The sequence below is a fragment of the Streptomyces sp. Ag109_O5-1 genome (assembly GCF_003814875.1).
Taxonomy (GTDB): Bacteria; Actinomycetota; Actinomycetes; order Streptomycetales; family Streptomycetaceae; genus Streptomyces; species Streptomyces sasae.
Genome location: NZ_RKQF01000001.1, coordinates 4428079 through 4442645 on the forward strand (window position 1 = coordinate 4428079; position 14567 = coordinate 4442645).

At 71.1% G+C, this 14567-nt stretch carries 16 protein-coding genes; 3 read left to right on the plus strand and 13 right to left on the minus strand.

What is annotated here, in order from left to right; translation table 11 throughout:
* The first annotated feature begins 3 nt into the window (after positions 1-3).
* Positions 4-861 carry a transglutaminase-like domain-containing protein gene (locus tag EDD90_RS20050; protein ID WP_123974342.1) on the plus strand — a complete coding sequence of 286 codons (858 nt, stop codon included), beginning with the start codon at positions 4-6 and terminating at the stop codon, positions 859-861.
* Between the two features lie 252 nt (positions 862-1113).
* On the opposite strand, the gene EDD90_RS20055 is transcribed toward EDD90_RS20050, so the two are convergent.
* From EDD90_RS20055 to EDD90_RS20100, 10 genes are all read right to left on the minus strand, one after another.
* Positions 1114-1728 carry a response regulator transcription factor gene (locus EDD90_RS20055; protein ID WP_123974343.1) on the minus strand — a complete coding sequence of 205 codons (615 nt, stop codon included), beginning with the start codon at positions 1726-1728 and terminating at the stop codon, positions 1114-1116.
* Positions 1725-2924: a sensor histidine kinase gene (locus tag EDD90_RS20060; RefSeq protein ID WP_123981404.1), complete on the minus strand. Its 1200-nt coding sequence runs from the start codon at positions 2922-2924 to the stop codon at positions 1725-1727. Before EDD90_RS20060 ends, EDD90_RS20055 begins: the two co-directional genes overlap by 4 nt.
* Before the next feature lie 5 nt (positions 2925-2929).
* Entirely contained in the window at positions 2930-3670 is a 741-nt protein-coding gene (locus tag EDD90_RS20065; RefSeq protein ID WP_123974344.1) for an ABC transporter permease, read from the minus strand.
* A complete protein-coding gene (locus tag EDD90_RS20070; RefSeq protein WP_123974345.1) occupies positions 3667-4599 on the minus strand; it encodes an ABC transporter ATP-binding protein in 933 nt (310 codons plus the stop codon). Before EDD90_RS20070 ends, EDD90_RS20065 begins: the two co-directional genes overlap by 4 nt.
* A 147-nt stretch (positions 4600-4746) precedes the next feature.
* On the minus strand, positions 4747-7074 hold the full coding sequence (locus EDD90_RS20075) for a hypothetical protein (protein ID WP_185149163.1): 2328 nt from the start codon (positions 7072-7074) through the stop codon (positions 4747-4749).
* A gap of 153 nt (positions 7075-7227) precedes the next feature.
* On the minus strand, positions 7228-7644 hold the full coding sequence (locus EDD90_RS20085) for a DUF6113 family protein (protein WP_123974348.1): 417 nt from the start codon (positions 7642-7644) through the stop codon (positions 7228-7230).
* A complete protein-coding gene (gene mshB / locus EDD90_RS20090; RefSeq protein WP_123974349.1) occupies positions 7641-8507 on the minus strand; it encodes an N-acetyl-1-D-myo-inositol-2-amino-2-deoxy-alpha-D-glucopyranoside deacetylase in 867 nt (288 codons plus the stop codon). The genes EDD90_RS20085 and mshB overlap by 4 nt, the downstream gene beginning before the upstream one ends.
* Complete coding sequence (locus EDD90_RS55560) at positions 8504-8644, minus strand: hypothetical protein (RefSeq protein WP_185149164.1); 141 nt, start codon at positions 8642-8644, stop codon at positions 8504-8506. Before EDD90_RS55560 ends, mshB begins: the two co-directional genes overlap by 4 nt.
* A gap of 91 nt (positions 8645-8735) precedes the next feature.
* Entirely contained in the window at positions 8736-8990 is a 255-nt protein-coding gene (locus EDD90_RS20095) for a hypothetical protein (protein ID WP_123974350.1), read from the minus strand.
* On the minus strand, positions 8987-9226 hold the full coding sequence (locus EDD90_RS20100) for a hypothetical protein (protein WP_260327953.1): 240 nt from the start codon (positions 9224-9226) through the stop codon (positions 8987-8989). Before EDD90_RS20100 ends, EDD90_RS20095 begins: the two co-directional genes overlap by 4 nt.
* Before the next feature lie 97 nt (positions 9227-9323).
* On the opposite strand from EDD90_RS20100, the gene EDD90_RS20105 reads away from it, so the two are divergent.
* Positions 9324-9515, plus strand: a complete 192-nt coding sequence (locus tag EDD90_RS20105; RefSeq protein WP_123974352.1) for a DUF397 domain-containing protein — start codon at positions 9324-9326, stop codon at positions 9513-9515.
* Positions 9516-9755: 240 nt separating this feature from the next.
* Here the strand turns inward: EDD90_RS20105 and EDD90_RS20110 are convergent, their stop codons facing one another.
* Complete coding sequence (locus EDD90_RS20110) at positions 9756-9950, minus strand: hypothetical protein (RefSeq protein WP_046733847.1); 195 nt, start codon at positions 9948-9950, stop codon at positions 9756-9758.
* A gap of 190 nt (positions 9951-10140) precedes the next feature.
* Between EDD90_RS20110 and EDD90_RS20115 the strand changes: the two genes are divergently transcribed.
* The gene (locus EDD90_RS20115; protein ID WP_123974353.1) at positions 10141-12261 is read left to right on the plus strand and encodes a prolyl oligopeptidase family serine peptidase; all 2121 of its coding nucleotides are present in this window, start codon (positions 10141-10143) and stop codon (positions 12259-12261) included.
* Between the two features lie 247 nt (positions 12262-12508).
* Here the strand turns inward: EDD90_RS20115 and EDD90_RS20120 are convergent, their stop codons facing one another.
* Together EDD90_RS20120 and EDD90_RS20125 are read right to left on the minus strand one after the other, a co-directional pair.
* Positions 12509-13597 (minus strand): ABC transporter ATP-binding protein, encoded by a 1089-nt coding sequence (locus EDD90_RS20120; protein ID WP_123974354.1) that lies wholly within the window; start codon positions 13595-13597, stop codon positions 12509-12511.
* Positions 13590-14564: an ABC transporter ATP-binding protein gene (locus EDD90_RS20125; protein WP_123981406.1), complete on the minus strand. Its 975-nt coding sequence runs from the start codon at positions 14562-14564 to the stop codon at positions 13590-13592. The genes EDD90_RS20120 and EDD90_RS20125 overlap by 8 nt, the downstream gene beginning before the upstream one ends.
* Positions 14565-14567 lie beyond the last annotated feature (3 nt).

A 14567-nucleotide genomic window follows, 5' to 3' on the forward strand; every position in this document is an offset into this window, starting at 1 on the left:
GCTATGGGTTCCCCTCATCCGCACCCGCCGTCACCGGAGCGGGCCGCCGAGGTACGGCGGCGGTTCGCCGAGGAGGCGCGGTCCGAGCGGCCCGATCTGGCGACGCTGTGTCTGCTGCTGGGCGCGGCGGCCGACGGTTCGCTGGACGAGGCCGGGATCGACGCGGCGCAGATGGAACTGGACCGGCTGGCCGGGCAGCTGCCCTACCGGCCGGGCGGGCCGCTCGCCTGGGCCACGGCGGCGCGCCGGGTGCTGGGCGAACGGTTCGGTTTCCAGGGCGCCGCCGCGGACTACCAGCGGCTGGAGTCCTCGCTGCTGCACGAGGTGCTGCGGCGGCGGCGCGGGCTGCCGATCCTGCTGTCCGTGGTGTGGCTGGAGGTCACCCGGCGGGCGGGGGCTCCGGTGTACGGCGTCGCGCTGCCGGGGCACTTCGTGGTCGGCTTCGGGACGGCGGAGGAGCAGGTGCTGGCCGATCCGTTCGACGGGGGGCGGGTGCTGAGCGGGGCGGATGCGGAGCTGTTGGTGGTGGGGGCGGCGGGGGTGCCGCTGGAGCCGGCGATGCTGCAGCCGGCCGATCCGCTGGACGTCGTACGCCGCATCCTCAACAACGTACGGGCGTGGGCGGCGGCCCGCCCCGAGCGGTCGGACGTCGGCCTGTGGGCGGTGGACCTGTCGCTGCTGCTGCCGTCGCATCCGGCGCGGTTGCGGTACGAGCGGGCGCGGTTGCTGGTGGAGCGGGGTGACTTCGTCGACGGGGCCGAGGAGTTGGAGAAGTACGCGGGGTTGATCGACGTGGTCGACGAAGGGGCGGCGGAGAAGGTACGGGGCGAGGCACGGGCAGCCCGGGCTCGCCTCAACTGAGGGCGCGGATGCGCCTGTTCGCCGTAGGGGTGGCGGTGCGTGGGCGGCTGCGGCTGAGCGGGGGCTGATCGCGCGGTTCCCCGCGCCCCTTGGTCGGCTGCGCTAGCCGGCACCGATCGGGCACCGCCCTCCCACCTTCCATTCCACCCCGCCGGTCACCGTCGCTCCGCCGGTTCTTTTGATCCGCCGCAGCGGTGCTCAGCCGCTACGGCGGTGTACGGCGGTGCCCATCCGGGCGAGGCCCTCGGCCGGCTAAAGCCAGCCCTTCTCCCTCGCGATGCGGACCGCTTCCGCTCTGTTGCGGACCGCCAGTTTCTGGATCGCCGTCGAGAGGTAGTTGCGTACCGTCCCCTGGGAGAGGTGCAGCGCCGCTGCCAGCTCCGCGTTCGTGGAGCCGTCGGCCGCCGCGCGGAGGACCTCTCGTTCGCGGTCGGTCAGGGGGTTGGCGCCCTCTGCCAGCGCTGCCGCGGCCAGTGTGGGGTCGATGACGCGTTCGCCGGCGAGCACCTTGCGGACGGCTTCGGCGAGTTGGGCGGCGGGGGCGTCCTTGACCAGGAACGCGTCGGCGCCCGCCTCCATCGCGCTGCGCAGATAGCCGGGGCGGCCGAAGGTGGTGAGGACGACCAGTTTGACGGCCGGGAGCGCCTTGTGGAGCTGGGCCGCCGCCTCGATGCCCGTACAACCCGGCATCTCGATGTCGAGCAGGGCGACGTCGATGTCGTGCTGCTGGGCCGTCGGCAACACCTCGTCGCCGCGCGCCACTTGGGCCACGACCTCGATGTCGTCCTCGAGTCCCAGCAGGGCCGCCAGCGCCTCGCGGACCATCGACTGGTCCTCGGCGAGGAGGACCTTGATCGTGCTGCTCATGCACCGGATCCTACGGCCATGCCGGAGGAGAGCGGGACTCGGGCGACGAGACGGAAACCGCGCTTCAGGCGGCCCGCCTCCAGCGTGCCGCCGGCCTTCTCCAGGCGCTCGGTGAGACCGGTGAGGCCGTTGCCGGCCCCCTTGCCGGAGCCGCCCGAGCCGTTGTCCTCGACGGCGAGTTCGAGGACCCGGCCGTCCAGGGTCTGGCGGCGCAGCAGTTCGACCGTGCAGGCGGTCGCGCCGCTGTGCCGCACTACGTTGGTGATCGCCTCGCGCAGCGCCCACGCGAGGGCCGCCTCGCCGTCCTCGGACACGTCGGTGAGGTCGGGGTCGGCGGGGACCTCGGCGGTGACCGCCGCGGCGGTCAGCGCGACCTGCGCGCCCGCGAGTTCGGCGGCGAGCCGGGGCCGCCGGTAGCCGGTGACGGCCTCCCGGACGTCCACCAGGGCCTGCCGGCTGACCTGTTCGATGTCGGAGACCTGCTGGGCCGCCTTGTCGGGGTGGTCGGGGAGCATCCGGCCGGCCAGCTCGCTCTTCAGGGTGATGAGGGAGAGGGAGTGGCCGAGCAGGTCGTGCAGGTCGCGGGCCAGGCGCAACCGCTCCTCGTTGGCGGCCAGTTGGGCGACCGTGGCGCGGGCCTTGCGCAACTCGATCGTGGTGGCGACGAGTTGCCGGATGCCGGTCATGGAGTAGCCGACCAGGAGCACCACCAGGAACAGGCCCCAGGCCTCGTCCAGGTTGTGGGCGTGCCAGCCGGCCAGCATCATGGCGGCGGTGGTGGCCGGGATCGTCCAGTAGGCGACGCGGAGCGGGAAGGTGACCCCGCACATCACGGAGACGTACACGAACAGGCCGAGCCAGGAGCTGCCGAGGCTGAGGGCGAGGACGACCGCGAGCACCCACTGCACGGCGACCGCGACGGAGACGATCCCGCCGCGGAACGGCCGGCCCATCTGGCGGAAGACGATGGTCAGGTAGATCCCGACGAAGGCCGCCAGACCGGCCCAGCCGGCCACCGTGGCACCCATGCTGTGGTGGCCGGCGGTCAGGTCGCCCACCGGGGAGGCCAGGAAGACCAGCCACGGCAGGACCCACACCAGCTTGCGGATCGCCTCGCCGCGATTGCGGGGCGGCGCGCCGATCCGCATCAGCCGCTCCGCCCGGGCTTCCTCGTCGGGCCGCAGGTCTTCCGTCATCGTGCTCACGCCTTCAGCGTGTCCTTCCGGTACAGCCAGGCCGCGCCGCCGACGAAGAGGGCGAAGAAGACGACGAGGATGGCGATGTCCTGGGCTTTCGGGGCCTGGCTCTGTTCGATGGCCCGCCCCAGTGCAGCGTACGCGTGCGTGGGCAGCCACTTCGCGATGTCCTGGAGCCAGGTCGGGAAGGAGGAGGACGGCCACCACAGGCCGCCGAGGATCGACAGGCCGAAGTAGGTGATCATCGTGATCGGGCGGACCGCGTCGCCGCTCGCCAGATACCCGATGGCGACGCCGAGCGCGGCGAAGACCAGGCTGCCGGCCCAGATCGCGCCGGTAAGGGCGAACCACTGCCAGGCTTCCAGCCGTACGTGCTTGACCGAGGCGGCGACCAGGAAGACGACCACGATGGAGGGCAGGCTCACCACGGCGGCGCTGGCGGTCTTGGCGAGGACGTAGCCGCGCCCGGGGAGGGTGGTCAGCCGCAGCTGCCGTACCCAGCCGCTCTCGCGCTCCTTGGCGATGCGCTCGCTGTTGCCCATCAGGACGGCGGTCAGGGCGCCGAAGGAAGCCATGGAGACCATGACGTAGGCGGCGACGGAGAGGCCGGTCTTGTCGACGGTGGCGTTGCTGCCGCCCTGGCTGGCGACCAGCAGGAAGATCAGGGACGGGTAGATCACGGAGAAGAACAGGAACTTGCGGTTGCGCAGGGCCCGGGCGAGTTCCAGCTTGATGAGGGCGTTCATGACTGCTTGGCCTCCTCGGCCTCCGTGATGGCGACGAACGCCTGCTCCAGACCGAGCCCGGCGACTTCGAGGTTGCGGGGGTAGACACCGAGTCCGTAGAGCGCGTGGACGGTGGCGTCGGCGTCGGACGACTGGATGCGGACGGTCTGGCCGGAGACGTCTATGACGGTGAGGAAGGGCAGTGCCCGCAGCGGGGCCTCGTCGATCTCGCCCTCCAGGTCGAAGGAGATCCGCCGGGCGCCCGCCTTCGCCTTGATCTCGGCGGCGGTGCCGTCGGCGAGCAGCCGTCCCCGGTGCAGCACCAGCACCCGGTCGGCGATGGCGTCGGCCTCTTCGAGGTAGTGCGTGGCGAACAGGACCGTACGCCCCTGGTCGGCCTGTTCGCGCATGGTGGCCCAGAAGGCCTGGCGGGCGGAGACGTCCATGCCGGTGGTCGGCTCGTCCAGGACGATCAGGTCGCTGTCGCCGGCGGTGGCGAGGGCGAAGCGGACCCGCTGGGCCTGGCCGCCGGAGAGCTTGTTGACCTTGCGGTCGGCGATCTGCGAGATCCCGGCGCGGGCGAGGACATCGGCGACCTTGTACGCCTTGGGGTGCAGATCGCAGGCCAGCTTGACCAGTTCGCGGACGGTGACCTCGTCCATCAGGCCGCCGCTCTGCAGCATCGCGCCGACCCGTCCGGCGACGATGGCCTCGCGCGGGCTCATGCCGAAGACGCCGACCGTGCCGGTGTCGGCCTGCTTGAGGCCGAGCAGCAGGTCGAGCGTGGTCGACTTGCCGGCGCCGTTGGGCCCGAGCAGGGCCACGGTCTCCCCCGGGTGCAGCCGCAGCGAGAGCCCGTCGACGGCCCGCACACTCCCGTAGGTCTTGCTCACTTGGTCGAACCCGACGACCGGGGTACCGGTGGCCGTCGTCGCCGCTGTCGTTGTCATGTCTCCATGCTGGCGGCGGGCCCCTGTCCGGGGGCAGTGCCGACCGTCCGGAGACCCGCATGACAGATGTCATGGGCAGAGCGTGACACCACGAGAGGGGGCGCCCGGTGAGTACCGGGCGCCCCCTCTCGTGGTGTTCGGCTTCGGCTAGCTGGGGTTCGTCTCGATCACACCGACGCGTTCCGCCGTCGTCTTGCCGACGAGCGCCTTGCGGAGCGCGGAGACGACGTCCTGCGGGAGGACGGCGCGCTTGCCGGTCGCGGTCGTGATCTGGACGCCGTCGAAGGTGCTGCCGTACGCCGCCTTGAGGGCTTCCAGGTTGTACGTCTCCACGAGCTTGCCGCCGATGGCCTTGAATCCGAGGATCTTCGGCAGTGACAGGGCGCCGAACGGGATGCGGTGTGCCGCGTCCGTCTGCACGAAGACCTTGGCAGACATCGCCGGCTCCGCGAACGCCTTCATCTCGCGGTCGACCTCCGCGTTGGAGATCGTCGGCTGCTGGGTGGTCGTGGGGACGGTGACCGCGGCGGCGGTGCCCGTTTCCACCATCGTCTCGTACGCCTGCTTGACCGCGTCCACCGAGCCGGCCGGGTCGATGCCCTTGCCCGCCTTGCCGTAGACGGCGACGGCCTTGCCGGAGGTGAACTTGATCGTGCCGTTGGTGACCGAGCCGGAGCTGCCGCCGAGGTCCTTGAGGGCGGCCTGGAGCTTCTCCTCGTCGGTCGGCATGGCGGGGTCGACGACCCGCTTCTGGCCGAACAGGGAGCCGATCACGGAGATCGGGTTGTAGTCGCTCTTCGCGGCCGCGTCGACCGTCGACTGGATGTCGAACTGCAGACCCGCCTGGTCCGGCTGCAGCGAGACCGTCTTGCCGTCGACCGACAGCTTCAGCGGCTTGGTCATGTTCTTGCCGAACGCGTCGTCGAGCTTCTTGACGGCGTCGTCGCGGGTGCCGCCGCCGATGTCGACGCCGAGCACGGTGGTGCCCTTGGGGACGTCGGAGTGGTTCATGAGGAGCCCGGCGCCGTAGACACCGAGGCCGGCGACGACCACGACACCGCCGAGCAGCGGCAGCTTGCTGCGCTTCTTCTTGGCCTGGGTCTTGCCCTTGCTCTTGGAGTCGGCCGGGGGCGGCGAGACCGGCTCGGGCAGCTTCGGGGGCGTGTGCGGCAGCGGCCCGTCGGTGGGCGCACCGGGTGCGAACGGGGAGTTCAGGCCCGGCGGCACGACCGGCATGCCGCTGGTGACGGTGTGTCCGGAGACGTTGTCCGCCGGGGAGCCGTAGCCGGACATGCCGGGTTCGGGGGCCGGCTTCTGCGGGGTGAGGATCGCGGTGTCGTCGCTCAGACCGCCGCCGGGGCCGAGTCCGGCGCCCGCCGGGCGCGCGCCGGGTCCGGCCTGGGGGGTACGGCGGGCGGGGCCGCCCGGGCCTGCGCCGGGACCCGCGGGACCGCGCGGTGCTCCGAACGGCGCGCCGCCGTTGAAGGACTCGGCGCCGGGACCGCCCGGCGCGCCGAAGGGCTCACCGCCGCTGACCGGCGGGACGAACGGGCCGTCGCCGGTGACCGGGCCGCCGGTGGGGCCCGCCGGGCCCTGCGGGCCGCCGGGGCCACCGGGCTGACCGGGACCGCTGAAACCGCTGGGGCCGCCGGGACCGGCCGGGCCGCCGCCGGGCGCACCGGAGCCGGTCTGGGCGCCGTTCCGGCCGCCGTTCTCGGTGAAGTACGGCAGGTCGTCGCGGCGGGACTCGCCGCCGCTCTTCGCGCCGCCCCGGGAGCCGCCGAGCGGGCCCGCGGCGAGCGCCTCGGTGACGTCGAAGGAGCCGGTGCCGCCGCCGTGGCCGGGGGCCACCGGGCCGCCGGTCGCGCCCGTGGGCAGACCCGCGCCGTTGGTCGAACCGGGCCGGGACGTGCCGGGCACGCTCACCGAGCCGACGACACCACCGGGGCGGCCGCCGTTCGGACGCGCGGCTCCCGGGGTGCCCTGTGCGGCCGGACCGGCCGGACCGGCCGGACCGGCCGGCGTCGCGGCGGGCGAACCGCCGGGCGTTCCGGCCCCGTTGGTGGCGCCGCCGCGCTGACCGCCCTTGGCCGGACCGGACTTGCGCGGCGCGAACCAGTCGGTGGTGGGCGCGGGCGCCGGTTCGGCGGCTGGCGGCTCGGCATTGCCGGCCGACGTGGCGGCGCCCGTCGGCAGCGCGTGCGTGCCCGTCTCCTCGCTCACAGCGCTGTCGGCGTCCGCGACGGGGGTACGGACGACCACGGGCGGAATCGGCCGCGATCCGGGGATGTTGATCCGGATGCGGGTCGTCAGCGTGGTCTCGGTCTTGCGTTCCTCCGGCTGCGCGGCCGCACGGCCGGCGTCCGCGCCGTTCTCGGAAGCCATGGGGGTCCCGTACGGCGGCGTGCCCGAGGGGTATGCGGCTCCTCCGCGCCCGTTGGGCCCGGAGGACGGAGTGTCAGTTTCACGACTCAAGGCAGGTTCTCCCGGTTGGCTCCGCCGCCCGTCACGACCTTCGGGCGGCTCGGCGGCGCGCACCACCATACTGGCCGCATCTGGCGCTTATCCCATGACCGCCGGGGAAACCCACACCGGACTCGCACGTGCGCCCCACGGCGAAGTGGTACGTCACTTGCCAAGTCGGGCGCCGTCCGCTTCAGGTTGCCGCCCCAAACCTACTGTGGCGCAGATCACAGCCAGTGCCATGCCACCGAGCAGGAAGAGGTAGGAGCCGACTCCCGCGCCGAAGAGGAAGTCGCCTTCCGGCCGGCTGGTGGTGAGGAAGAGGACGGCGACGACCCAGCCGAAGGCGGGTGCGACCGCTCCGCCCCGGCTGCGCGTGGCCCGCGCCCCGCCGAGGAAGAGCCCGGCGGCACCGGCCAGGGCGAGCAGCAGCCCGCCCGGGAACCAGCCGGCCTGGACGAGGGCCCCGGCGACCCCGACCACGGCGCCGAGCACGATCAGCCCGAACAGGGCGGCGATCCGCCCCGCGGAGGGCGGTTGCAACGGTTGCGCGAGCATCGAGCCACGTCCGGCGGAACTCATGAAGCCTCCCCGAGGCCTGCGAAGAGATCGGTCTCGCGCGGCGCGCCCTGCTCGCCGCCCACCAACTCGTAGTACTCGGTGATGAATACGGGCTGCGCCAGTTCGTTGCTCAACGCGAAGTAGGGCACCGTGCCGGGTGCCACCTCGATCTGGGTGGCATGGGCGGCCATCGCCGCGGTCTTCGCAGCGGTGTACGCGGTGCCGTCGATCTCGGTGGTGACCCGGCGGTCGTCGACCACGCCCGGCACGTCGTCGACGGCGGCGGACTTGTCGAAGGGCAGCCCCGGCAGGTCGTCCTGGAGCCGGGCGAAGGCGGCCTCGGCGAGCGCGCGCGGGACGCGGTTCCAGTAGACCTTGGGGATGCGGTGGCCGGCCTCCGCGGCCAGTTCGACGGCGCGCATGGCGACGCGGTGGGCCTGGATGTGGTCCGGGTGGCCGTACCCGCCGTTTTCGTCGTAGGTGACGAGGACCTGGGGACGGGTCTCCAGGATGACCTCGACCAGATGCCGGGCGGCCTCGTCGACGTCGGCCTGCCAGAAGCAGTCGGGGGCGTCGTTCTCGGGCAGGCCCATCATTCCGGAGTCGCGGTAGCGGCCGGGGCCGCCGAGCAGCCGGAAGTCGGCCACGCCGAGCTCGCGCATGGCGGCGGTGAGCTCGCCCAGCCGGTACTCGCCCAGCGCGGGTCCGGTGAGATGCCGCAGCTCGGGCGGGATGACCTCGCCGCCCTCGCCGAGGGTGCAGGTGACCAGCACCACATGGGCGCCCTGGTCCGCATAGCGGGCCATGGTGACGCCGTTGTTGATCGACTCGTCGTCCGGGTGCGCGTGCACGAGCAGCAGACGCCGGGCAGGGACTTCCGTCATGGCCCCACCCTACGAAACGACACCGACAGTGCCACGCAGGCCCGGGGCTGCTCCCCACCCGGCCGTGACCCTTCCTCGTCGAGCACATGCGCGATGGCAAGGGCGATCCGCTCGATCCAGTCGATGGCATCGTTCACGGAGGCCTCGTCGATGGGACGGCGCTGCTTCAGGTCCCCTGTTCCGGCCGCTCCGTATCCGGATCACGCCCCTCCGGCTCTTCCTCGCACGTCAGTAGCCAAGCCAAGTGATCTGGACGACGTAGATACGTTCGCTGCGTACGACCTGGTACGTGAACATGCCCCCAGCGACGTCCACATCGCCACCCTTCGGGTCCACCCCCTCGTGGGCCCGGCCATGAACGTGGAGAGCTTCTGCCGCCCTGACCAGTTCGTCGGCCTTGCGCGCCACGGCGGCGAGGAAGTCTCCGGGAGCGGTACGGGCAGCTTCTTCGGCGCCGAAGGCGTACTCCCACTTCCAACTCACTCGCGAACTGCCTTCATCGCCTCGTCGAGTACCGCACTCAACTCGCGAAGCCCTTCCCACGCGAGGGCCGGATCCTCGTGTTCCAGGTGGCCCTGCGCCCAGGCGTAACGGGCGGACAGGTCCGGCCGACGGGCGATCTCGATGTCCCTGGCCCAGGCCAGAACCCAGCTCTGCACCGGGCTGAGAGACTGCCACTCGACGGCCTTGGCGAAGGCCTCGTCCTTCCCGGCCTGCATCTCGTCAAGACGCCCCGGAGCGAGGGCCGCACGGAGAGTATCCGGCGTCAACTCGGGACGGGGAATCAGCTCGTTTCCGTGATCGGCCTGAGTGCTTATGCTGTCCTCCAGAGGGTGCCTTGGCCAGGGTATCCGGCCAGGGTCCACGGGACCGGACAGAGCGATCTCACGCGGCGTCGGCGACGGAAGTGCGGACCTCCGCGACTCCAAGCACGCCGACGTCGGCCCCCGCCTCGCGCTCTCGCCCAAGGCCTGGACCGACTTCGTACCGTACGTGCCTCAGGGCTGACGGCGGCCACTCGACCTCCGCCGGCAGACCGCCGAGGTCGAAGAGGCGGCCGAGGACACCAGCCCGTGGAGCGCGTCGAGGCGGCCAGCCCCTCACGAACCGACCCGCTCCAGCTCCTCCTCACCCACCCCCGACCCGCCAAGCCCCCGCAGTCGGGGGTACGAAGCAGCGGAACAGGACAGGAGTGCATCGCCCGCCGGTCGCGTCATCAGCGTCCGACGGTCCTCACCGCAGCCCGGGTCAGAACTTGATGCTGCCGATCATGCTGGCCACGTTGGTCGTCAGGTCGCTGATCGTCGGTGCGACCGTCGAGGAGGCGAGATAGAAACCGAGCAGCATGCAGACGACCGCATGACCGCCCTTCAGACCCGACTTCTTGATCAACAAGAAGACGATGATCGCCAGCAGCACCACCGCCGAAATCGAGAGTGCCACGGCGGCTCACCTCCAAAGATCCCAGGGACGCGGGGGGTTCGGACTATGGGGGTTGTAGATCGGTACAGCAATTCCTCGCGGAAGCCAGCAGGTTCATACCCACCCAGCGGTAGTGATCATAACTATGCGTGCTCGCGCATCGCTCGGCGCACGGCCGCACAAGGGGGCGCATGGCCAATATGGTCAGGGCATGAAGACCGAGGCTGTCTCATTCCCCCGCCGGCACGCCCGCACCCAGCGTTTCACGCTCGGCGCGCCGCGCGCGTTCACCGTGGCCCCCGACGGCTCCCGCGTGGCGTTTCTGCGCTCCGGTTCCGGCACCGACCGGGCCAACTCCCTGTGGGTTCTCGATGTGCCGAGCGGCGAGGAACGCCTCGCGGCGGACCCGCGCACCCTGCTCGGCGGTGCCGATGAGCACCTTTCGCCCCAGGAGCGGGCCCGTCGCGAACGCAGCCGTGAGGGCGGTGCCGGCATCGTCGGCTACGCCACCGACGCGACCCTGGAACTGGCGTCTTTCGCCTTGTCAGGACGGCTTTTCACGGCGGAGCTCAGGGTCGGCACGGCGCGCGAACTCACGGTACCCGGGCCGGTGATCGACCCCCGTCCGTCCCCCGACGGCCGCCATGTCGCGTACGTCGCGGAGGGCGCCCTGCGGGTGGTGGGCGCCGAGGGCGAGGGCGACCGGGCGCTGGCGGAGCCGGAGTCGGAACAGGTCACCTATGGATTGGCCGAGTTCATCGCAGCCGAGGAGATGGGGCGTTCGCGGGGCTTCTGGTGGTCGCCCGGGTCCGACCGGCTGCTGGTCGCGCGCGTGGACGACACGCCGGTGCAGCGGTGGTGGATCGCCGACCCCGCCCACCCGGAGCGTGAGCCACATCATGTCGCGTACCCCGCGGCGGGCACGGCCAACGCGGATGTACGCCTGTTCGTGTGCGACCTCGACGGGGAGCGCAGGGAGGTCTCCTGGGACCGCGCGCGCTATCCGTACTTGGCGCATGTGCACTGGTCAGAGGCGGGTGCACCGCTGGTGCTCGTACAGGCGCGCGACCAGCGCAGCCAGCTGTTCCTCGCCGTGGACCCGGGGACGGGGGCGACCCGGATGGTGCACGCCGACGAAGATCCAAAATGGCTTGAACTGTTCGGCGGGGTGCCCTGTTGGAGCCCCTCGGGACAGCTGGTGCGGATCGCCGACGAGGGCGGCTCGCGGGTGCTCGCGGTGGGTGAACGGCCGCTCACGGGAGCCCAGTTGCACATCCGTGCGGTGCTCGACGTGACCGGCGATGACGTGCTGGTTTCCGCGTCCGCCGGCGAGGAGGCCGAGTCCCCGGAGATCGGCGAGGTGCACGTCTACCGGGTCAGCGAACTCGGTGTGGAGCGCGTGTCGCAGGAGCCCGGTGTGCACACGGCGGTACGCGCCGGGGGCGTGACCGTATTGGTGTCCGCCACCCTCGACAGCCCGGGCGCCCGTGTCCAGGTACTGCGCGACGCAAAACATCTGGCGACTGTCACGTCGTACGCCGAAGACCCCGCTTTGTCCCCGCGCGTGACGCTCACCGAGGGGGGCGCACGTCGAATTCCGTGCGCCGTGCTTATGCCACGGGACTACCACGGGGACACTCCCCTTCCGGTTTTGCTCGACCCCTACGGGGGTCCGCACGGCCAGCGCGTGGTCGCCGCGCACAACGCCCACCTCACCTCGCAGTGGTTCGCCGACCAGGGCTTCGCGGTGATCGTCGCGGACGGCCGGGGCACCCCTGGCCGCTCCCCCGCCTGGGAGAAGTCCATCAAGGACGACGTCGCGGCGACCGTCCTCCAGGACCAGGTCGACGCACTCCAGGCACTCGCCGCCGACTTCCCCCTCGACCTCACCAAGGTCGCGATCCGCGGCTGGTCCTTCGGCGGCTACCTCGCCGCGCTCGCGGCCCTGCGCCGCCCGGACGTCTTCCACGCGGCGGTGGTCGGCGCCCCGGTGACCGACCTGCGCCTGTACGACACCCACTACCAGGAGCGCTACCTAGGCGACCCGGTCGAACAGCCGGAGGTCTACCGCCGCAACTCGGTGATCGACGACGGGGGCCTGACCGAGGCGGCCGAACCGCACCGCCCGATGATGGTCATCCACGGCCTGGCGGACGACAACGTGGTGGTCGCCCACTCCCTGCGCCTGTCCTCGGCCCTGCTGGCGGCGGGCCGCCCGCACGAGGTGCTGCCCCTGTCGGGCGTCACGCACATGACCCCGCAGGAACAGGTGGCGGAGAACCTGCTGCTGCTCCAACTGGACTTCCTCCGGCGCGCCCTCGGACTGGCCTGAGCGGCAGAACTCCACGGAGCACCGCAACCAATAATTGAGGAACCACGGCGAAGCACCAGCCAGGTCCGCGAGAGCGGCGCCGGTTCAGGCGCAAAAAAAGGGGCAACGGGCCGGAGCGACATGGCGCGCTCCGGCCCGTTTACGGCACCCGCACGGCCGTACGCTGTTAAGCGTGCCGCGTCCGTATATCGGGGCCGGGTCGGCCAAGTTGCCTGCGTGTTAACGCGATTGGCCCCGGTTCGTCCAGCTATACACCCCCGTCACCAAGATCGTCCAGCGGCTCCTCCGGCGGAACCACCCGCTTCTCCTCCGCGAAATGGCACGCCGAGTCGTGCGCCGCCGGCCCCGACGTGAGCCGGAACGCGGCGGGCACCGCGAGCAACGGCACCTCCACGGCGCACCGCTCCTGCGCCTTCCAGCACCGCGTGCGGAACCGGCACCCCGACGGAATGTCCGTCGGCGAGGGAACGTCCCCGCTCAGGATGATCCGCTCCCGGTGTTCCCGTGCCTCCGGGTCCGGCACCGGCACCGCGGAGAGCAGCGCCTGGGTGTAGGGGTGGGTCGGGTGGTCGTAGATCTCCTTGTCCCTGCCGATCTCCACGATCCGCCCGAGGTACATCACCCCGACCCGGTCCGAGATGTGCCGCACGATCGACAGGTCGTGGGCGATGAAGACGTACGACAGGTCGAAGTCGTTCTGGAGCCGGTCGAGCAGGTTGATCACCTGGGCCTGGACGGACACGTCGAGGGCGGAGACCGGCTCGTCGGCGACGATCACCTCGGGCCGCAGCGCCAGCCCGCGCGCGATGCCGATGCGCTGCCGCTGGCCTCCGGAGAACTGGTGCGGATAGCGGTTGATGTACTCGGGGTTGAGGCCGACGACGTCCAGCAGTTCCTGGACCCGTCTGCGCCGGTCGCCCTTGGGGGCCGCCTCGGGGTGGATCTCGTACGGCTCCCCGATGATGTCGCCCACGGTCATCCGGGGGTTGAGGGAGGTGTACGGGTCCTGGAAGACCATCTGGATGTTGCGGCGGACCGTTTTCAGCGCACGTCCGCTCAGCCTGGTGATGTCCTCACCCTTGTACTTGATGAACCCGGCAGTCGGCCGCTCAAGATTGACCAGCATCTTGGCGACCGTCGACTTGCCGCAGCCGGACTCCCCGACGATGCCGAGGGTCTCTCCTTTATTGAGGACGAAATCAACACCGTCAACAGCCTTGACCGCACCGATCTGCTTCTTGATCAAGATGCCCTGGGTCAACGGGTAGTACTTGACCAGTCCACTCACTTCCAGGATCGGCTCAACACGTCGCCGCTCAACCACCTCGTCAACCATGGAGGCACTCCCTCCAGAAGTGACAGGCGCTGCCCCGGTGCGGGTCCACCTCGTACAGCGGTGGTTCGTCGGTGCGGCACACGTCCTGGGCCATGGGGCAGCGCGGGTTGAAGGCGCACCCCGGAGGGATGTCCATCAGGTTGGGCGGCAGCCCCTTGATGGCGTAGAGCTCCTGGCCCTTCTGGTCCAGGCGCGGGATGGAGTCGAGCAGTCCGCGGGTGTACGGGTGCGCCGGCGCCTTGTAGATGTCGTGCACCGGCGCCGACTCGACGATCCGCCCCGCGTACATGACGGCGATCCGGTCGGCGACGTCCGCGACCACACCCAGGTCGTGGGTGATCAGGATCAGCCCCATGTGGTACTCGCGCTGCAACTCGGCGAGCAGGTCCATGACCTGGGCCTGGACGGTCACGTCCAGCGCCGTCGTCGGCTCGTCGGCGATGATGAGCGCCGGTTCCAGGGCCAGCGCCATGGCGATCATGATGCGCTGGCGCATGCCCCCGGAGAACTGGTGGGGATAGTCCCGCACCCGCTGGGCGGCGCCCGGGATCCGCACCCGGTCCATCAGCTCGACGGCCCTGGCCCGCGCGTCCTTCCTGGACATCCCCCGGTGCACGACGAACATCTCGCCGAGCTGGTCGCCCACGCTCAGCACCGGGTTCAGCGCCGACAGCGCGTCCTGGAAGATCATCGCCATCCCGGCGCCCCGGATCTTCCGCCTCTCCTCTTCTTTCAGTTTCAGCAGATCCCGCCCCTGGAAAAGGATCTCGCCCCCGCCGATCCGCCCCGGTGGCATGTCGAGGATCCCCATCACGGCCTGGGCGGTCACCGACTTGCCGGACCCCGACTCGCCCAGCACGGCCAGCGTCTCCCCCGCGTCGACGGCGTAGGAGACCCCGTTGACGGCGTGGGCGACCCCGTCCCGGGTCCGGAACTCCACGTGCAGATCGCGCACTTCGAGCAGCACGGC